The 19063-nt window shown below is 62.8% G+C and carries 19 protein-coding genes, 1 tRNA gene and 1 pseudogene; 14 read left to right on the top strand and 7 right to left on the bottom strand.

Features of this window, described 5'->3' with window-relative positions; genetic code table 11:
- The first annotated feature begins 137 nt into the window (after positions 1–137).
- The 3 genes from A3M7_RS0116930 to A3M7_RS44355 all read left to right on the top strand — a co-directional run bounded on the left by A3M7_RS0116930 (position 138) and on the right by A3M7_RS44355 (position 1728).
- Positions 138–383: a hypothetical protein gene (locus A3M7_RS0116930; protein WP_156936902.1), complete on the top strand. Its 246-nt coding sequence runs from the start codon at positions 138–140 to the stop codon at positions 381–383.
- A gap of 128 nt (positions 384–511) precedes the next feature.
- On the top strand, positions 512–964 hold the full coding sequence (locus A3M7_RS0116925) for a hypothetical protein (RefSeq protein ID WP_027544984.1): 453 nt from the start codon (positions 512–514) through the stop codon (positions 962–964).
- Complete coding sequence (locus A3M7_RS44355) at positions 952–1728, top strand: lytic transglycosylase domain-containing protein (protein ID WP_049823476.1); 777 nt, start codon at positions 952–954, stop codon at positions 1726–1728. Before A3M7_RS0116925 ends, A3M7_RS44355 begins: the two co-directional genes overlap by 13 nt.
- A 691-nt stretch (positions 1729–2419) precedes the next feature.
- On the opposite strand, the gene A3M7_RS0116905 is transcribed toward A3M7_RS44355, so the two are convergent.
- On the bottom strand, positions 2420–3562 hold the full coding sequence (locus tag A3M7_RS0116905; RefSeq protein ID WP_049823494.1) for a transglycosylase: 1143 nt from the start codon (positions 3560–3562) through the stop codon (positions 2420–2422).
- A gap of 568 nt (positions 3563–4130) precedes the next feature.
- On the opposite strand from A3M7_RS0116905, the gene A3M7_RS0116900 reads away from it, so the two are divergent.
- Positions 4131–5303, top strand: coding sequence for a L,D-transpeptidase (locus A3M7_RS0116900; protein ID WP_027544982.1), 1173 nt, complete (start codon positions 4131–4133; stop codon positions 5301–5303).
- 325 nt (positions 5304–5628) lie between these two features.
- Here A3M7_RS0116900 and modD read toward each other — a convergent pair whose 3' ends face one another.
- Positions 5629–6510 carry a ModD protein gene (gene modD, locus A3M7_RS44350; protein ID WP_049823475.1) on the bottom strand — a complete coding sequence of 294 codons (882 nt, stop codon included), beginning with the start codon at positions 6508–6510 and terminating at the stop codon, positions 5629–5631.
- 236 nt (positions 6511–6746) lie between these two features.
- Here modD and A3M7_RS50510 point away from each other — a divergent pair.
- Positions 6747–6899, top strand: a pseudogene (locus A3M7_RS50510) (molybdate ABC transporter substrate-binding protein); the annotation flags it as partial.
- Between the two features lie 173 nt (positions 6900–7072).
- Here the strand turns inward: A3M7_RS50510 and A3M7_RS0116880 are convergent.
- Complete coding sequence (locus tag A3M7_RS0116880; RefSeq protein WP_027544980.1) at positions 7073–7912, bottom strand: SDR family NAD(P)-dependent oxidoreductase; 840 nt, start codon at positions 7910–7912, stop codon at positions 7073–7075.
- A 317-nt stretch (positions 7913–8229) separates the two neighbouring features.
- On the opposite strand from A3M7_RS0116880, the gene A3M7_RS0116875 reads away from it, so the two are divergent.
- The 6 genes from A3M7_RS0116875 to A3M7_RS0116855 all read left to right on the top strand — a co-directional run bounded on the left by A3M7_RS0116875 (position 8230) and on the right by A3M7_RS0116855 (position 12677).
- Positions 8230–9066, top strand: a complete 837-nt coding sequence (locus A3M7_RS0116875) for a xanthine dehydrogenase (protein WP_027544979.1) — start codon at positions 8230–8232, stop codon at positions 9064–9066.
- Positions 9063–9323, top strand: coding sequence for a bacterioferritin-associated ferredoxin (locus tag A3M7_RS44345; RefSeq protein WP_049823474.1), 261 nt, complete (start codon positions 9063–9065; stop codon positions 9321–9323). Before A3M7_RS0116875 ends, A3M7_RS44345 begins: the two co-directional genes overlap by 4 nt.
- 924 nt (positions 9324–10247) lie before the next feature.
- Complete coding sequence (locus A3M7_RS0116865) at positions 10248–10667, top strand: CopG family transcriptional regulator (protein WP_027544978.1); 420 nt, start codon at positions 10248–10250, stop codon at positions 10665–10667.
- A 3-nt stretch (positions 10668–10670) separates the two neighbouring features.
- Positions 10671–11861, top strand: a complete 1191-nt coding sequence (locus A3M7_RS0116860) for a PHB depolymerase family esterase (RefSeq protein WP_027544977.1) — start codon at positions 10671–10673, stop codon at positions 11859–11861.
- A gap of 81 nt (positions 11862–11942) precedes the next feature.
- Positions 11943–12128, top strand: a complete 186-nt coding sequence (locus tag A3M7_RS44340) for a hypothetical protein (RefSeq protein ID WP_049823473.1) — start codon at positions 11943–11945, stop codon at positions 12126–12128.
- Between the two features lie 36 nt (positions 12129–12164).
- The gene (locus A3M7_RS0116855; RefSeq protein ID WP_027544976.1) at positions 12165–12677 is read left to right on the top strand and encodes a phasin family protein; all 513 of its coding nucleotides are present in this window, start codon (positions 12165–12167) and stop codon (positions 12675–12677) included.
- Positions 12678–12876: 199 nt separating this feature from the next.
- Here the strand turns inward: A3M7_RS0116855 and A3M7_RS0116850 are convergent.
- From A3M7_RS0116850 to mnmA, 4 genes are all read right to left on the bottom strand, one after another.
- A tRNA-Met gene (locus A3M7_RS0116850) sits at positions 12877–12953 on the bottom strand.
- Between the two features lie 303 nt (positions 12954–13256).
- Positions 13257–13619: a hypothetical protein gene (locus A3M7_RS50505; RefSeq protein WP_084302229.1), complete on the bottom strand. Its 363-nt coding sequence runs from the start codon at positions 13617–13619 to the stop codon at positions 13257–13259.
- A gap of 128 nt (positions 13620–13747) precedes the next feature.
- Positions 13748–14386 (bottom strand): class I SAM-dependent methyltransferase, encoded by a 639-nt coding sequence (locus A3M7_RS0116835; RefSeq protein WP_027544975.1) that lies wholly within the window; start codon positions 14384–14386, stop codon positions 13748–13750.
- A gap of 23 nt (positions 14387–14409) precedes the next feature.
- Positions 14410–15591, bottom strand: coding sequence for a tRNA 2-thiouridine(34) synthase MnmA (gene mnmA, locus A3M7_RS0116830; RefSeq protein ID WP_027544974.1), 1182 nt, complete (start codon positions 15589–15591; stop codon positions 14410–14412).
- A gap of 343 nt (positions 15592–15934) precedes the next feature.
- On the opposite strand from mnmA, the gene A3M7_RS0116825 reads away from it, so the two are divergent.
- The 3 genes from A3M7_RS0116825 (at position 15935) to A3M7_RS0116815 (ending at position 18949) form a co-directional block, all read left to right on the top strand.
- Positions 15935–17563: a flagellar hook-length control protein FliK gene (locus tag A3M7_RS0116825; RefSeq protein WP_027544973.1), complete on the top strand. Its 1629-nt coding sequence runs from the start codon at positions 15935–15937 to the stop codon at positions 17561–17563.
- A gap of 13 nt (positions 17564–17576) precedes the next feature.
- Positions 17577–18284 (top strand): flagellar hook assembly protein FlgD, encoded by a 708-nt coding sequence (locus A3M7_RS0116820; protein ID WP_027544972.1) that lies wholly within the window; start codon positions 17577–17579, stop codon positions 18282–18284.
- Between the two features lie 389 nt (positions 18285–18673).
- A complete protein-coding gene (locus A3M7_RS0116815) occupies positions 18674–18949 on the top strand; it encodes a DUF1153 domain-containing protein (RefSeq protein ID WP_002714638.1) in 276 nt (91 codons plus the stop codon).
- Positions 18950–19063 lie beyond the last annotated feature (114 nt).

The following is a 19063-nucleotide window of genomic DNA, read 5'->3' as shown; positions in this document are numbered from 1 at the left end:
GGTACGATGGGGTCAAGGCGGCGGTCGAGACAAGCGCCCCTCATGTCCGGATCAGCTCAGACAGCCGACATCGTGAGAGTTGGAGCGCCGTTCGGCTCCGGGCCGATGCTGTTGAAGAAGTCAGTTGAGTTGATGAGGTGATGGGGCGCCAGCGGGCGGGTCAGGCCCAGTTCTCCTACTCTTTCCATTTGGAGGAGCGCGTTCCGGCCTCCGACCTCCTACGCAAGATCGAGGTGTTCGTCAGTCAGGCATTGGCAGACGTTCATCGCGAGATGGCTGCGTTCTACAGCCATATCGGTCGCCCATCGATCGATCCCGAGTACGGTCTTTTCAAGCCGGCCAGCTCGACCCGCGTTAACCCTGTCTCTCATCTTCTCACGTAACCGCGCCTGCAGGTTCACTTCTGCCGCTAAGCCGCCTTATTGGATGTTTGCAATTGTTCGTCGATTTTCGGGAGCTTATTTCCGGCAGGCTTTGAGCGAGGCTTCTCGTTCGGAAAGCGTGAAATCAGATGAGAGTGGCTCTCATCCTTGTTGGCCTCGGTACACTCGCGGTGATGGAGCTCGAGACACCACCGCGCACCACAAAGCCTGTGAACGAGCCGCCCGCTCAGGCAACCGTCGGGTTACGCGCCTCACACGATTCACTGACGACGGCAGACCGGCTCGAAATCCCGCACATGCAATTTGAAGCGCTGCAGCCCTCGAGCGAGCCGATGCCTCCGCCGCATCTAACAGCGATTGTTGCGCAAGAGCCTTCGAAGATCATCGAGCAACACAAGCGCAGCGCAAGCGAAGAAAAATCCGCAGTCATGCTGCCCAGACCTCGGCCTCGGCAGGAAACTTTCAAGGCAACTGCGAATGCCAATCGCGCCAAATCGGTCGCGGAGGTCAAGCCCTGCCGGTCAGGTGCCTTCGAAGGCCTATTCAAAGCATTGAACCTGTCAACGGGATGCCAGACCTAGCCCAACGATTTCCCTTCATCGGCGAGATAGCCGACGGCAATCCGCGGCTCCTCGCGCGTTCGTCAGAGCAAACAAGCCGTGCCGACGAAATCCGGCCGCCTCGCCCCGATGAGCGTGGATCCGTTGTCGCCGCGCGGGACTGGCTGTCGGCGGAATCCATCACGCTCGTTCTTGGAGTGGCGATCGGCGTGGCTTTCGTCGTAAGTTTCGTCCTGTTTCGCGACGCGCATTTGAACGGAAAATCGATCGACAGGACGGCCGCCAAGGCGTTGGTCGAGCGCATTATCATAGCCGAGTCCAATGGTGACCCGAATGCAAGGAACAAGCGGTCGAGCGCGACTGGCGCCGCCCAGTTTCTCGATGACACGTGGCTCGAAGCCGTTCGAAGGCACCGACGCGATCTGATCCAGGGCCGCACCGACAAGCAAGTGTTGGACTTGCGGCGAGATGCCGAGCTTGCGCGAGAGATCGCCGCACGGCTGGTCGAGGAATATGCCGCGATGCTGAACAAGCGCAGTCTGCCGATCACACCCGGTTCTCTCTACCTTGCCCATTTCGCGGGACCGGCGGGCGCCGTGGCGCTATTGGCCGGCGCAGAAAGTGCCGATGCTGCTTCCCTTATGGCCGCTGCTGACGCGACGGGTCGGACCACGCGCGAAAAGCTGGTCAACGCCAATCCGTTCCTCAAGGCGATGACGGTCGGCGATATCAAGAGCTGGGCCGAACGCAAGATGGCAGTAGGCAATTCGGCGGGGCGCTCGTGAAGGCCATGTTTCAAGTACTCCACACGTTCCGACCGTTCAGGGTCAAAAGCAGCGGTGGACGCCAAGTTGGATCGGCGTCCGGTTTGTCCCTGACAGCCGACATGACACGCGCTCAATAGACCTTCGGCTAAGGGCCACTGGCGGACAAGGGCGGCGTCGCTCCTTCAATGGTGCAGTAAAGGTACCAGCGGCAAAATCTGACTGACCAACGCCAATACGCCGAGAATGGTGACGACGGCGCGTCCAACGATTTCCATCCAGCGTGGGTATAGCAGGTCCTTAATTTTTCTTTCGTCGCTCATTTCCTAAATTAAATTAGGCCAGCGCCAATTCGTAAGGGGATCACTAATAGAAAGTTCGCGTCAGAAAGGGGCCTGCACCCCCGATCCAATCTGCCAGTGACCGCAATGGGTCAGAAACGTCGATTTGGCCGCGAGCGCGCGATGTCCGGTCTGGCCCCGGCTACGGTCGTGCTGATCGTCGCCTCCATCTTCGCCTGCGGGCCACAAGCAGACATCGGCACCTGATCGATCACCTCGTTAGCGCGCAGTAGGAACGATCCGAGCGCGTCGTTGACGATGTAAAGTGCGTTCGCGTGACCATTGAGCGATGAGCGACACCACGTGCAGCATCGTGAGGCCCTCGCTCGGCCCGAGGATGCGGCAACTCCTGCCAGCCAATCAACGGAAATTTACTGGTTCGCCCGTTCGGCAGCGGCGGTGGCCATGTATTTCGAATAGAAATCAGCAACCCGGTCGCGCCACATTCCGACGAATGCCCCCGATGTCAGCTTATCGACCGATTTCCACGCGTGCTTTACGGCCGGAAGAGTATTCCGCCAGATCGCGCGTTTGCACCATTTTTCACCTTTCTCGCTGCCTTCGCTGGTGGCACACATGGATTTCCAAGCGATGCGATCAGGTTGGCTGATGTGCTCGGCTGCGCCTTCCCAGCCTTGTTGATGGATTAGGTAAAGATCGCTCAAGGTCGGCTTCTTCTGCGTCACCCACTCGAACAGAATGCCTTCGGTAATGACCTTGTAGGCCGCCGCAACGGCATTGTCGCGGGGATCACGAATCTGCCCGGAGCCGAATTTGTTGAACTCGTATTCGCTCAGTTGAAACAGGCCGATATACGACCCGGTGCGTTGCTTGGGATCGAAACCGGACTCGATCTTGGCAACCGCCTTCATGAAATTAAAATCCAGACCGAAAGCGTCGGAAGCGCGCTTGATCTCCTCGACCGGCGTTCCGACCGGGGTGTCCTTGAGTGACCTTAAGACGATAGCCGCCGGTTTCTCGGCAGGCGGCAGTTCGGACCAGACGTAATAGATGAGATACAGAAAATCCTGCGTCACCGGCGCCGGGTTGGAGGCATTACGCGTTGTCGGCACCGGTTGGGCGACATCATGGTGGCCCAAGTCCACTAATTCCTGCACAGGCGGTAAATCGGCCGACAGAGTCTGCGACGGATCGGACAACGCGGCCACGACGATCGATTCCGGCTTATCCGAGGCAGCCGTCGTGTCGGTGGCCGTCCCCGCCGCGGGTTCGACGGCCGTCGCCACTTCTGCGCTAGCGACAGCGGCGTTCGCGACAACGGTATTAGCGACAACGGTATTAGCGACAACGGCGTTGCCCACTGCGATTGCCTGCGGTTCATCCCCGAGCCTGGCGTTGGCGGCGAGAGATGCTGCGCGGTCCTCGATTGGCACTGCGCGGGTGTTCTCGGTGCCGGCCGAACCGAAGCCAGCCAGCCAGCCAACGATCCACCCCGCGAGAACGACCGTTCCGCAAAACGCCGGCGCCACTGCCGTAAATCGCCGCGGGTTCACGATCCCGTCGCCTCCAAAGGCTCCACCTGAGCCATGCTGCACAGCCAAGCACGCGACGGATTGATTTTCCGGGTCAAGACATGACCGCGCAATGGCGGAAACCGCAGCTCATCATCTTTTCCACGAAGTGTTGCCCGAATGTAACGCGCCGCCAGCAAGCAATTGTTGTCCGAGTAAGCGTGTAGGGCGCTCCGGACGCGGCCAGTTCGGGGCGAGCCCGCCATGGTTAGTGTCGGACCAACAGGCGCGCTTGAGTGGCCGTAGTCGCGGATGCCGGCCTCTCGAGCGGTCTGTCGTTGACGATTTATGGGATCTTCTGAGCGAACCGAACCCATTGCCAGAGATCAAAGCGTCCGTCGCAACGGCCCTCACACCGTACATTGATCCGCCCGGCGATCGGCGCGACGGCTATTGCCGATTGTCTTCTTCCAGCAAATTGGTCCCGTCATTGGAATTGGTCCAATTTTCGACCCACTGCGACCAGATTTGAAGGCGAAGTTATCGTCGGTAACGCCACCACGCTTTTTTGGTTGGACCTCGCATGCAACTTCACTGCATGAGGCACTGGATGAGGAAGCAGGCTCCAATAACAGCTTTCGCCGCTTTCATGTTCTCTACAGGGATCGCACACGCTCAGTTTCTGTTTTGGCCGCAGGACAGGTTCTGGCCAGGCCATTACGCTCCGTTCAAACACAAGCACCACCACCCGCAGACAAACTCTGGATCTGCGAAGAACGCTCGGCCCGAGGACCCTCCGAAGGGCCCGCTCCAGATCATCATCTCGATCTCTGACCAACGGGTCTCGCTTTTTGACAACGGGGCCCTGATCGCCAGCTCATCGGTGTCCACGGGAACTCAGGGGCATCCTACGCCCCTCGGCGTATTCAGCGTGATCAGCAAACAACGATGGCACCGTTCCAATATTTATAGCGCTGCCCCCATGCCCTACATGCAGCGCATCACCTGGTCAGGGATTGCGTTGCATGCCGGTGTCGTGCCTGGGCATCCGGCGTCACACGGCTGCATCCGTTTGAAAAATGACTTTGCTATTCGACTCTGGCATCTCACGAAGCGCGGCACACGCGTGATCATTGCGCACGACGATGTGCAGCCGGTCGAGATAACCAATCCGCACCTCTTTAGGCCGAAAGCCGTGTCCGGTTCGCCTGAATTTCAGACCGCCACCGTCGCGGGTAAGAGCATTGGCACAGCCGCGGCAACGCATGGATCACTGGTGTCCAAGGCCGAGACTCCAGAAGCCACTAGTCTCCAGGTTCCAAGCTCGGCTCCCGCTGAAGGCGCACCTAGAAAGATGGTGCCGATCTCCGTCTTCGTGAGTCGTAAGTTGAGCAAGCTCTTCGTGCGTCAGGGCTTCTCGCCGTTGTTTGATGTCGCGGTCAAGATCGAAAATCCGGAGGAGCCCCTGGGAACGCACGTGTTTACCGCAATGGAATTCCAGAGCGAGGGAGCGGCTATTCGCTGGACGGTCGTGTCGATTCCGGATGAATTTCCTCGCATCGAGGGTGCCATGAAAGAGCGCGAAGCGGCCGTGAAGCAGACCGCCCTATCGGTACCGTCGCCCGATAAAGCCAACGCTGTCCTCAACCGCATCGAAATACCACAGGATACCGTTGAGAGGATCTCTGAACTTCTGACGCCGGCCTCTTCATTGATTATTTCCGACAACGGATTTAGCCATGAGACGGGAAAAGACACGGATTTCATTGTGGTAACGCATTGATGTGGCGGCGCAACCCACCAACACACGGTGCCGCTGCGCAACCCGCTGGAATTGTTCGACGGCAATTCTGGTGCAAAATTCTTGATGTCCGCACCTAAGCGAAAGCAGCGCGCACTCCCTCGTATGATCTTTTTCTAAACCCTTCATACTGAAGGGCAACATTCGGGCCAGACAGCGCCCTCCCGCACGCGCGCTTCGCAACTGGACGCAAGCTAATGTCTTCAAAGAAGAAACGGTCTCAGCCGTATTCTTGACGTTTTAAGGCTGCAACGCGCGCCCCGGAAACCAAGTTTCCAATAACGCAAACATAGTTTGACGGTTTGTGTCACCAGGCGGTGAATTTTACCTTGTCATCGGTAGTCGCGATCCGCACCTGCACGTCCCTCGGTCTCGCAAGATAGGGCGATGACGTGACCAGGATATCGGCACCGGCCGCCGCATAGGCCGCTGCATTCTCCGCATTAACACCGCCGGCGGCGGCGACGGCGGGGCGCACGCGCGTGTAGGCCATCGAAGTCATGCGCTTGACCAATGCGGCGATCTCGGCCGGCGAAAACTTCTCGGCCTGAATCACGTCGAAACCGGCGACCGCCGCGGCAAGTGCGGCATCGATCGTCTTCACCTCGATCACCACTTTCTTCTCCGGCGCCGCCCGGCGTAATCGCCCGATCGCCTCGAACAACGGCAGCTCGCCGAGGAAGACGCGGTGCTCGGGAAACACCAGCACCGTCTCCGAAAGGCCGAGCCGGTGCATCACCGCGCCGCCCGCCTTCACGGCCGCCACCGCAAAGCGCTTCGTGCCCGGCACATTCTTGCGCGTACAGGCGACCGGGATGTGCGGAGCGATCGCTCTCGCCGCGTCGACTATGGCGCGGGTCTCGCTGGCGACACCCGACCAGATCTCGATCAGGGTCTGCGCGACCTTCCAGCTCCGCAGCAGCGCCGCAGCCGAACCGCGCGCTTGAAGGATCGGTGCGCCCTGCTCGAGCGCCGAGCCGGATGTGGCGAACAGCTCCACCTCGCAGCCAGAGAGCTCGATGATCCCGGCGGCATCCTCGGCGAGCGCCAGTACCATCGGCGCACGCGCGGCAAATTGCATGACACCCACGGCTCCGCCGATTCCGAGGGCCTCGGTGGTGAGATCGCCGTAAGGGACGTCGTCCTCCAGCAGGCGTTCGAGCTCGGCGCGCGATGCAACGGTTGCCATGTCGTGCGTCCCTTCGCTGATGTCGGCTTGCCGACGGGCTTTTGTCGGAAACCCGACAAGGAATACCGATCCTGTCGCCGCGAAGCGCAGGAAACGTCTCGATTCGTGACCATTCCTGCAAGGCACGCACCAGACTTCGCCGGCGCATCCGGCACGCCGATTGCTGAGACCATCTTGGCCGTTACCGCGCAGCAATCGGGCTGTGCTGAAGCAACTGCCGTCCGCTGGAGTTCATCATGAAACTGCTTCGCTCGATCGCCCTCGTTACGGGCTTGCTGCTCGCATCTGCGCCGGCGCAGGCCGCGCAGACCAACGTCGCCGTGGCAGCCAACTTTACCGATGCTGCCAAGGAGATCGCCGGCATCTTCAGGCAGAAGACGGGACACGAATCGCGCCCAACTTGTCGGCACTACTGCAAAAAGATTCCATGGCGCCTGCACGCTTTGTCATCCACTTCACGGAATTTACCATCGAAATGCGCGACATGCTCGAGATCGGGTTCTTCGCATTGATCCAGCGCAAATCCGCGAGAATTTTTCCGGAGCCAGCTGCTGCCGCCTGATCACACATGCTGCCCTCCGTTGATCGGTACTTCGGCACCCGTAACGTAGCTGGCCGCATCCGAGCACAGGAAGAAGATCACCTTCGCAACCTCGTCCGGCGTGCCCACGCGATGCAGGGGGATGATCGGTGCCAATTTGGCCTCGGTCTCCGGCGACAGAATGTCCGTCTTGATCTCGCCGGGGGCAATGGCGTTGACGCGAATTCCGAACGGCGCGTAGTCGTGCGCCATTTCGCGGGTCAGGCACGCGAGCGCGGCCTTCGACGTTGCATAGGCGGTGCCGGCAAACGGATGCACCCGCGAACCCACGATCGACGTGACGTTGACGATCGAGCCGGCGGCCCGCTTCAGCTCATCGGCGAGGCCCTGCGCAAACAGGACCGGCGCGAGCAGGTTGACGTGGAACACGCTCATCCAGGTTTCGACCGGCGTCGTCAGCGAATTCAACCGCGCGCCGTCAGCGGCCTTTGGCGAAATGCCGGCGTTGTTGATCAGGGCATGCAGCGGACCGCCGTTGAGCCGCTCCTTGATCTCGGCGACCGCGCGCGGCAGCGCGCGATGGTCGCCCAATTCCACCTGCACATGATTGTCGGCCCCCGAATCCCAGGGACAACGGCCACCGTCGAACGGTTGTCGGGAACATGTGATGATCCGCCAGCCAGCTTCGGAAAACAGCTTTCCCGTAGCATGTCCGATGCCCCGGGACGCGCCGGTCAGCACCAGCGTTTTCCGTTCGCCACCTTGCGCACGCGACTTGTCGCCGTGAAACGGACACAGTGCGACATCGGGTGCTGACGCGCCACCCGGCGCGCCGTCGCGATCCAGCAGATCGAGCGTCACATCAACTCCTCACTGCAACCAACAGGGCGCCAGCAAATTCAACCGGGAGAAACTTTGCAGGAATTGGGCCACGCCTTGTCGTGCAATCGTTGCGGTTTTCGCCGGCCGATGTCGGCTTCGCGACACGCTGCAGGGTTTGCAACATCCGAGCGTGCGCTTTCGGACCAAACGGTGCCATCACCACGCGTTTCGACTTTCCGAATGCTGGCCAGCAGTTGCGGGCTGTTTTTCAACCGTTCCAAATGGCCCGGCTCTTGCTCTTCCCGTTGCAAGCTTGATCGCGCCTTGCTGCACATTCCCTGCAAACGTGGTTTCAGATGCCCCAGCCGAACGACCACCAACTCTTTGCCGTCATTCTCGGTACCAACGAGATCGCGTCCGCGGTCGGCATCCAGCTCGTGCGCGCCGGATATAGCGTGGTGCTGTCCCACGATCCGGATCCACCGGTGATCCGGCGCAAGATGGCGTTTCACGATGCCCTCTTCACCGACACCGTGCAGCTCGAGGACGTCGTTGCCGAGCGCGTCGACGGTGGCGTGCAGGTCCATCAAGCACTGTGCCGGGCGCCGCACATCATGGTGACCTGGCTCGGCCTGCTCGACCTGCTTCCGGTCCGTCACATCGACCTCCTGATCGATGCACGCCTGCAGAAGCGCCGGATCACGCCCGACCTCAGGCGCCTCGCTCGGCTGGCCATTGGCCTCGGCCCCGGCTTCTCGTCGGACTTCAATTGCGACGTCGCGGTGGAGACCCGGCCCGGCAGGATCGGGCTCGTGACCGACACGCGCTGGACCGACGCCGCCGACGGTATCGCAAGTTCGCTGGGCGATGTCGGCGCGGAACGCTTCGTCTACTCGCAATTCGCCGGACGCTGGCACACGCCGGTCGAGATCGGCACCCGTGTCTTCCGCGATCTCGTGCTCGGCCATCTCTCCGGCGTTCCAGTGCTCGCGCCGCGCGACGGGATTTTGCGCGGCATCGCCCGCGACGGCAGCGAGGTTCCGGCGGGCGTCAAGCTGCTGGAGATCGATCCGCGCGGGCGTGACGCCCAATGGACCGGAACGGACGATCGCAGCCGCGCCATCGCCAACGCGACGAATGCCGCCGTCAGACTCCATGCGGCGCGTCGCATCACGCAACGGAATCCGGCATGATCGTCTGTTCCTGCAACATCATCAGCGACCATGACATCAGGGGCGCGGTGGTCGCGACTGACGACGAATTGCTTTCGGCAGCACAGGTCTACGACTGCCTGGGATGCACCGTCAGGTGCGGGCGATGTTCGCAGTCGGTGCGGCAGATCCTGGAGGAGCAGCCGCCGCGCTGCACGCGATACGGGGAGATTGCGGAGCTGACCGGTCCATCTGGGCGACGCCGAATTGCCGACAATCATCCTGCAGCCGAAATTTGAAGCGCTCGCTCCCGCCCCAACGTCGTTGCGAGCAAGGGGCGATTGCCAGCCTCAAACGCGCATTGCGATCCGCAAATGCACAGACACGCCTCCGCAGCCTCGCGGCGCATTTCGCCCGAGCTTTGCTTCGTCGTTCTGCCCTCTTGAGCCAAGAGGGCGCAGGGAAGGCCGGGTGCTGACCTCGCACCCGCGGTCCGCTGCGCGAGATGTAGCGCAAAGGAGACCGCACAGCAGCATACAGGTGGTGCCGATCACTCGGCCTTCCCTGCGCAGTGGTTGGACGGCTTATGCCGTGCTCTCCCGGGAGCCGAGTTCCTTCTGGCCTCCCTCGCTCTCGCGAAATTCACCGGCACCGCGCCGGTTGACGCGACTGCCGCCTTCGCAGGAGCTTGACCGTAGCAACGACGGCCAGGACCACACGGTTTTGCCGTACGCACGGCCCGCCATTTCGCCGCAGTTTTCCCGACCCTGTCGACGGAGCCGGAAACCTACAGGCGAGACGAACCTGTCAGCGCTGTTCGTCCGCACGAAGTCCTGGGCTCACGGAGAGCAATCCGCCCTGCCCTTGGCCTCTCGCGCCCGACGCTGCCGCGTCCACCGCAAGCCCGACTCGCGAAACGTGACGACACAAGATCGCCCCTCAAGGATGAGCCGGGATGGGCGACACATACGCTATTTCCGAATTTCGGTAAAGTGGAATATTTTTGTCGAGAGGGGTTGACGAGGGTGGCGGGTGTTTTGCCCGACGGGGTAGCGGCGATCAGAGCGAGCGCAGCTAGTCCGAAAAGTTAGAAAACGCGGCCCCGCCTTGCGCGAGCTGCTCGTCCAGGGTCATTGGATGGCACCATCCCCTTGAAACGCGCCCCGGAGCATCTAGATAACATCCACACACCATCCGGTGGGATGGTAGCTGGATGGTTCTCTATGGCCGCTAATGTGCACGAGCTGCGATCCAAGTCCCCCGACACCGAGAAGATCACGATCAACCTTGGCTACGTCGACCTCGGTCATGTCGATCTTATGGTGCAGGAAGGGTTCTATTCGAACCGGACCGATTTCATCCGGACAGCAATCCGGAACCAGCTCGAGCGACACGTAGAGGTCGTCAGACAGTCCACGGCCCGGAAGAACCTGGACCTCGGGCTGCGCAACTACACTCGCGAGGATCTCGAAGCGGCGCGGCGCGCCGGCGAGATGCTGCAGATCAATGTTTTGGGCTTAGCCACCATCGCCCAGGACGTCACTCCCGAGTTGGCTCGCGCCACAATCGCGTCGGTCTCGGTGCTGGGGGCCCTTCACGCCACTCCCGCGGTCAAGGCCGCTCTCGCCGACAGAACGAGGTGAACGATGCTGAATCAAGACATAGTCCGCGAAGCAACCCGCCTCACGCGTGCCGGCCAACTGGTCGAGGCCACCGCGCTGCTGCAGCGCATGCTCCAGGGCGGTAGCGCTCCAACACCGGAGTCTCGCAGCGCCTCTCAGGCTCGGCTCCCGCGGCTCGATCCGCTTACCATCGACGCCACGGCCAACGTCGTCGAGGAGCGGGAAGCTCCGCAGATTGCGCCGATCCGCTCTGCACAGGGACGCAGACGCTCCTTACCGCTCGACGGCATGCGGGATTTTTCCGGGCTCGGCCTGCGAAGTCCGATCACGCGCGCTCCTCTGTCCCCATCGGACATCGTGCCCGAGGGCACACGGTTTATCGCCGGTACCTTCAGTAACGCCGCGGGAAGCCGGACCTACAAGCTGTTCATCCCAAGCCGCTGTCAGGGGCAACGGCTTCCCCTGATCGTCATGCTTCACGGCTGCACCCAGTCGCCGGACGATTTCGCGGCCGGCACCCGAATGAACTTCCTGGCAGAAGAGCAGAATTGCTTCGTGGTCTATCCTGAGCAGCCGAGCGGAGCCAACCAGTCGAAGTGCTGGAACTGGTTTCGCACGGGCGACCAGCGGCGCGGCGGGGGCGAGCCCTCGATGATCGCCGGCATTACCCGCCAGATCATGCGCAACCATGTGATCGATCCGAAGCGCGTATACGTCGCGGGTCTGTCGGCCGGCGGGGCCGCTGCCGCCATCATGGGCGCAACGTATAGCGACCTGTACGCGGCCGTCGGTATTCATTCAGGCCTCGCGTGTGGAGCCGCGAGCGATCTTCCCTCCGCGTTCGCAGCCATGCGGCAGGGAGGCGGCTCCAAGGCAGTTGCGGATGGCAAAACTTCTGTACCGACCATCGTTTTCCACGGCGATCGCGACACTACGGTGCATCCAAAGAATGGCGATCAGATTATCGAGCAGTCCGCCAGGGCAACGAGGCCGACGACGAAGGTACTTCGCGGACGCGTACCCCACGGCCATGCCTATACTCGCACCATCCTGATCGACGGGGCCGGTCGGGCGATTTCCGAACACTGGAACATCGATGGCGCCGGACACGCGTGGTCAGGCGGCAGCCCCGCCGGGTCCTACACTGATCCGCAAGGGCCGGATGCGACGAGGGAAATGCTGCGCTTCTTCCTCGAGCATTCGCTCGGTGGGTAGTCTGGCTTCACTGGGCGCTCAGGTTGTCCTCGAGCACATCGCCGAGTTTCCGGATCAAGGAAGTCTCGCGAGAATCAAGGCATGGCTCAGACGACGCCGTTGAACATAGGTCAGGAAGATCGCCAGTTAGACGTTCGTTGGTTGGAGTTGCTACCTAAAATCATCGGCGACATCGCAGAACGTGCAATGATCTCAGTTCATGCGGGACTCCAACAACGCACGGTTTGGAACGCCACGTCACAAAGCCTGTTGTCCTCTGAGAAATGACCGTTGTGGTCGCCCCCCCATTTCTTGGAGCGTCAGATGAGCAAACGCAAACCGGCGACAGCGCCAAAGCGCGCTCGCAATCCGAAAATGGCCGCGCGGGCCCAACGGAACAAGCAGGCCATTGTTAGAAGCCCGAAAGAGAATTTACTTCGCTCTGTTGCGGCAGTCTCGATTGAACCGCCTCCTGAGCTTCATGATGATCCTAAACACGAGGTTCCTATCATTGAGCCTCGGGTGGATGCCTTACCAGATGACCTCAGTCAGAGAATGACGGATAGCGATCCAACGAAAGGCTTTGCTTTGGCGACGGCAAACATGCAGGCGTATCAAGCGAAGCTTCTTGAGATAGCCGGGGCCAACGCGCAATTTGCTTTTGAATTCGGCCTGAGACTTGCGACGATCAGGTCACCAACTGAATTTTTCGGCGTCATTACGGAGTTTACAAGCAGACGGGTCGATATGTTCGGGCAGCAATCGAAAGACCTGGCGGCATATCCGTTCTGGCGCATCAAGCCGCCCCGAGAGCTCACGGCTCTGCCGGAACGATAACTGGAAACCTGCTACGGCAAAGGATGGACGCAAATGCGGATCACGCACGCGCCGATCACGGTTGCTTGCTTTCGACTGGGGAGCCCCGCTCACAACGAGGGAGCGTCAAGTCTCCTGAAGAACGCCTTGCATGGCGAAACATCGATCGGCCAAGTCATCGATCGGCCAAGTCTGGGAAATCAAGGGGTTACGCTGGATTTGGTAGCGGGAGAGGGACTCGAACCCCCGACCCCAGGATTATGATTCCCGTGCTCTAACCAGCTGAGCTACCCCGCCACAGGGCTCGCGGGTGGCCGAACAGGGCCGATCTCGCGAACGCGCGGCATATAAGGAAGGGGGCGGCGGGCTGTCAATCCGCCTTCGCTTCCGCTTTCGCGAAAGCTTCCGCCTTCGCCAAGGCTCCGGCGGGACAAGTCCGCGGCCGGGAACGAATTGGGCCTGTTTCAGGGCCGAATTTCCGGCCGAATCCGTCATGGCCGGGCTTGTCCCGGCCATCCACGCCTTCATTCGCCGGCCTGAGAACGTGGATGCCCGGGACAAGCCCGGGCATGACGACGAGATTGGGAGTGCGGAACGGGCCTATTTCGGCCTGACCGTCGGGTCGCCGCCGGGGCTGCCGGGGGGCGGGATGACGGGGGTGTTGCCGCCGGAGTCGGGGGCCGGGGCGTGCATGTCGGGGTCTACGCCGGCGGGCGGGCAGAGCACACCGTCGGATTTGGCCAGCCTGTCGCCGAGTGGTTCCCGGGACTGGCCGGTGGTGGTGCCGTCGGGTACGGCGGCACGGTTCGGGCGGTCCTGGGGCAGGCAATTGGCGGCGTGCTGCGGCGATGGCGGCGCAGTCGCTTGCGGCGGCGTCGCAGGTAGCGGCGGGGCCTGTGCGATCGCGGCTCCTGAGACGGCGACGACGAGGCTCGCAAAGAGGAGTTTTGATGTCGTGCGCATGGGAGGGAAACGCGCGGGCGAGGTCCCGCGTTCCCGCTAAAGCGCGAGGAACTCGCGCTTTAACCTTTGTCTCTTGAGCATGATCTTGTCGGAAAACCGCTTCACACTTTTCCGGATCATGCTTCCGATCACGATTTGCGGTAGCGGATCAGCGAGAAGTGCCCCATCGGCGGCATCGGGCGGCGCTCGGCGAGCGTGATGCCGCCGTGTTTCGCGGCCCAGTCGACCAGGCGCTGCCACGGGAATTCCGGACGCCAGCCGAGGCGGCGGGCAACGGGTGCAAAGGCGAGCTCGAACAGTTTTCGCGGACCGCTCTCGGCGCCGATGTGGTTGACGAGGATCAGCTCGCCGCCCGGCTTCAGCACACGCACGAATTCGTCGAGCGTGCCTTCGGGATCGGGCACGGCAGTGATGACATATTGCGCGACCACCGCGTCGAAGAAGTTTTCCGGGAAGGCGAGGTTCTTGGCGTCCATCACCGAGAGCACCTCGACATTGCTAAGCCGCATCGCGCGCACGCGCGCCTGCGCCTTGCGCAGCATCGGCTCGGAAATGTCCACGCCGCAGATTTTCGTGGTGCGCGAATAATCCGACAGTGAGAGCCCGGTGCCGACGCCGACGTCGAGGATGCGGCCGCCGATGCGATCGGCCTCCGCGATGGTCGACTGCCTTCCGGCGTCGAACACCTTGCCGAACACGAGATCGTAGACCGGCGCCCAGCGGCCATAGGCCTTCTCGACCCCGGCCCGCGAGATGTCTGCTGCCATGCCCCCTGCCCCAGCTTTTTTTCTTAGCCGCGCACCGCTTCCACCAGCGGCCTCGCTGCGTTGCTCGCGACCTTGGCCGCGGCGCTTTGAATGAAGCCGCCGCCGAGCACGCGGGCCTGGCCGCTGGCTGCGTCGTAGAACACGCAGGCCTGTCCCGGCGAGACGCCCTCCTCGCCGGCGACGAGCTCGACCTCGTAATGGCCATTGCCGCCGCGCAGCCACGCCGGCTGGGGGCTGCGGGTCGAGCGCACGCGCACGAACATCTCGAGGCCGCTTCCGATGGCGCGGTCGATGTCGCCGTCGCCGATCCAGTTGACGTCGCGCAGCACGATGCTGTGCATCTTCAGCGCCTCGCGCGGGCCGACCACGACGCGGCGGTTGGCTGCCTCGAGCCGCACCACGAACAGCGGCGCGTGAGCGGCGATGCCGAGGCCGCGGCGCTGGCCGACGGTGAAATTGGCGATGCCGTTGTGCTGACCGAGCACGCGGCCGTCGAGATCGACGATGTCGCCGGGGTCCATCGCGTTCGGACGCAGGCGGGTGATGATGTCGGTGTAGCGGCCGGTCGGCACGAAGCAGATGTCCTGGCTGTCGTGCTTGTCGGCGACCGCAAGACCAAAGCGGCGCGCGAGCTCGCGCGTCTGCGGCTTGGTCATGTCGCCGAGCGGGAAGCGCAGGAAATCGAGCTGGTCGCGCGTGGTCGCGAACAGGAAATAGCTCTGGTCGCGATCGGCATCGGCGGCGCACACCAGCGCACGCGAGCCGTCGTCGAGATGGCGCGAGGCGACGTAATGGCCGGTGGCGAGCGCCTGGGCGCCGAGCTCGCGCGCGGTCTTCAGGAGGTCGCGAAACTTGACCGAGCGGTTGCACTCGATGCACGGCACCGGCGTCTCGCCGAGCGCGTAGCTGTCGGCAAAGTTGTCGATGACGGATTCGCGAAAACGGTCCTCGTAGTCGAGCACGTAATGGGGGATGCCGAGCTTGGCGGCGACGTCGCGGGCGTCGTGGATGTCCTGGCCGGCGCAGCAGGCGCCCTTGCGATGGGTCGCCGCGCCGTGGTCGTAGAGCTGGAGCGTGATGCCGACGACGTCGTAGCCCTCAGCCTTGAGCAGCGCAGCCGTCGTCGAGGAATCGACGCCGCCCGACATGGCGACGACGACCCTGGTGTCCTGCGGACGGCCTTCGAGATCCAGACTGTTGAGCATGGGTTCTTAAGGTGTGACGGCGGCGTTTTGCGATCCGCGATGTGCCTTGGCCGGGACATCGGCGGTCCCGGGGAGCTTCGGTTCCCGCAGAGGCGCGATTTCCCCAGTCGAAAGCGGCTGAGAGCGATCTCTTTAATATAGGGGGCATTCCGGTGAAGCAATCACGGGGGAGGCCGGCTTAGGGCAATTCTTGCCGGGGCGGCAGAAATGGCGGGGTCGCGGAGGGCCCTGCGGCGGCAACTTTGATCCATCAAGATATTGATTTTCAAAGATAAATTTGGTCGCGCGGGGCTGGCCCGCTCCTTGCTACCCCTGTGCCGAAGATGTTTTCAAGGGGTCGCCTGTGGTCGGTCGGACGTCAGATGTAGCTGCGAGCGCGCCAGTTCCGAGCGCGCAGCAAAAGACTGCGCGCTCGCAAGGGCCGAAGGACACCTCGACGAACGACTCGTTCGGCTCGCTGGTCGACAGCAACACCCAGGCGATCAGCAACAACGCGGCCTCGCAGGCGCAGGACAGCGCGCCGCGGCGGACCGATTCGGCGTCGTCCGCCTCGGACAAGAGCCCGCGCGACACCGCCTCGACCGCCCCCTCCTCGCAGAGCAAGGCGAGCGACGACACCGACACTTCCGCGCCCGCCAGGAGCGAGGCGACGGACGATCCGGCCAAGGATCCAGCCAAGGATCCAACCAAGACCGGCAAGACCAAGGACAAGCCAGAGGCGTCCGACGCCAAATCGGCTGACAAGTCCGACGAGACCAAGGGCGACAAGGCCGACGGCACCGACGGACTTGCCGCCGCCGTCGATGCCGCAGCGGCCGCGCAAGTGGACGCGACGCAGACCGCCGTGCCTGATCCCGGCGTCGTGGCGGCCGCGCCGGTCGTGCCTCTCGATCCGAACGCTGCGGCGAACCAGGCCGGCGATGCCGCCGCCTCGCCGCTGACGATCGCCGCCGCCGGCATCGCCGCCAGCGCCTCCACCGCGGCGCAGATCGCCGGCACCAAGACCGATACCGCGACGGCCGGCGACAAGAGCGCCAAGGCCGCGGGCGCCAAGGTCGATGCCGACACCTCGGCGACGCTCGCCGATGCTGCGACCGGCACCACCGACGGCACCGCGACCGACGCCAAGACCAATGGCGGACTGATCGCCGCGGTGGACCAGGGCACGCCGAAGACCTCGTTCAAGGCCGCCGCCACCGCGCAAGGCGGAAGCGACGTCTCCAATATCGGCCAGGACGCGGGCAAGGCGAACGCTACGACCGCGCAAACTCCGGCGACCGCGACGGGCGCCGCGCATCCGCAAGCGGCCAAGCCGCAAGACGAGGCCGGCGCGACCGACGCGAAGACAGGTCCCGCCGACCGCGCCGCCGACGCAACCCCTGGCGCACCGGCCACGCACGCCCATGCGAATGCGCAAGGCCCCGTCACCGCGACCGACACCAGCGCACAGGCCGCCTCCGCCGTGCAGGCGCCGCTGACCAATACGAATTCGGCTGCGACCGCCTCGACCGCAACGCTCACCGCGACCGCGGCCACCTCGACGGCCGTGCCGATCAACGCCGTGCCGATCGAGATCGCAGCCGCCGCGCGCGCCGGCAAGACCCGCTTCGACATCAGCCTCGATCCGGTCGATCTCGGCCGCATCGACGTGCGCATCAATGTCGACCGCAACGGCCAGGTCACCTCGCATCTCACCGTCGAGAAGCCGGAGACGCTGCAAATGCTGCGGCAGGACGCACCGCAATTGCAGCGCGCGCTCGACGATGCCGGCTTCAAGACCGGCAGCAACGGGCTCTCCTTCAGCCTGCGCGACCAGAATTCGTCGGGCCAGAACTCCGGCCAGAACAACGACAATGGCGGCAATGCCCGCCGGCTGATCATCAGCGAGGACGACACCGTTGCCGCCGCGCCCGTGGGACGTGGCTACGGCCGCATGCTCGGATCGAGCAGCGGCGTCGACATCAGAGTGTGAGGAGTATTCGATCATGACCACCACGAATGCCGCCACTGCCCCAACTGTCGTCTCCGGCACGACCGACATCCCGAAATCCTCCTCGTCGAACTCGCTGAGCTCGACGACGGGATCGACGCTGGCCGGCAACTTCCAGACCTTCCTGACGCTGCTGACGACGCAGCTCCAGAACCAGAACCCGCTCGATCCGCTCGACACCAACCAGTTCACCCAGCAGCTGGTGCAGTTCGCCGGCGTCGAGCAGCAGCTCAAGACCAACGATGCGCTGTCCCAGCTCGTCACCCTGCAGCAGACCACGCAGGCGACCCAGGCGCTGGGCTTCGTCGGCAAGACGGCGCTGGTCGACGGCTCGACCGCGACCATGAAGAACTCGTCGGCGACCTGGCATCTCAACGTGCCGACCGACTCGACCGTGGACGTCACCGTCGCCAATTCCAGCGGCCAAACCGTGTTCACCGGCAAATATACCGCCGCCGCCGGCACCGACATTCCCTTCACCTGGAACGGAATGGGCAATGACGGCACGCAATGGCCCGACGGCAAGTACACGATCTCGGCCACGGGCAAGGACGTGGCGGGCAACAATGTCGGCATCGCCGCGCAGGTGCAGGGCGTGGTGTCGTCCGTCGACCTGACCCAGTCGCCGCCGCTGCTCACCATCGACGGCGCCAGCTACACGCTGAGCCAGGTGAAGAGCATCATCGCGACGAGCAGCAATTGAGGAACGGCACGAGCCACATAATTCGTCATCCCGGCGAAAGCCGGGATCCATAACCACAGGGAGAAGTTTGGCGAAGACTCGTGGTTAGGAAGTCAATCCCGGTACTGCTATCTGCGTCTCATCGATAGATCACGCGGTATGGGTCCCGGCCTTCGCCGGGACGACGGTTAGAGGCCTGGCAGCGTCGCGCGCGGGCCCGATTTGTTAGTAAAGTATTTACCTTCTGCCCCTCCCGGCCCGCTGAAATTGCGTCTCCAGCCCGCCAAGCCGGCCGCGTTCCCGCAAGTTTCAACGAGAATTGTATTGAACCCTTAGGCTTAGCGGATTTTTAAGCCGCGGCGCGTAGGGTTACGGCGTGAGTTCAGTGGTTGAGAGTTTGTGAGTACGCCATGACAGAACCCCATCGCCCGAGGGTAAAATACGTCATCGGGCCGGACGGCAGTCCGCTGACGATCGCAGATCTGCCCGCACCCGGCACCAAACGCTGGGTCATCCGCCGCAAGGCTGAAGTCGTCGCCGCCGTTCGCGGCGGACTTCTCTCCCTCGAGGAGGCCTGCAGCCGTTATACGCTGACGGTCGACGAATTCCTCTCCTGGCAGTTTTCCATCGACCAGCACGGTCTGGCGGGTCTTCGCACCACCCGCATCCAGCAATATCGCCAGTAAGCGATCCGGAAATCTGCGGCTTTTGACGAAAATCGGCCTCGCCCTGCGAGGCCGATTTTTTTCATGTTGGTCCTTGGCGCTACTTTTGTCCCAGCTCTTAACCTTCGTTAACCA

This window comes from Bradyrhizobium sp. WSM2254, assembly GCF_000472645.1.
Classification (GTDB): domain Bacteria; phylum Pseudomonadota; class Alphaproteobacteria; order Rhizobiales; family Xanthobacteraceae; genus Bradyrhizobium; species Bradyrhizobium niftali.
Note: the sequence above shows the minus strand (reverse complement) of the source record. Positions and strands in the feature narration are given on the sequence as shown.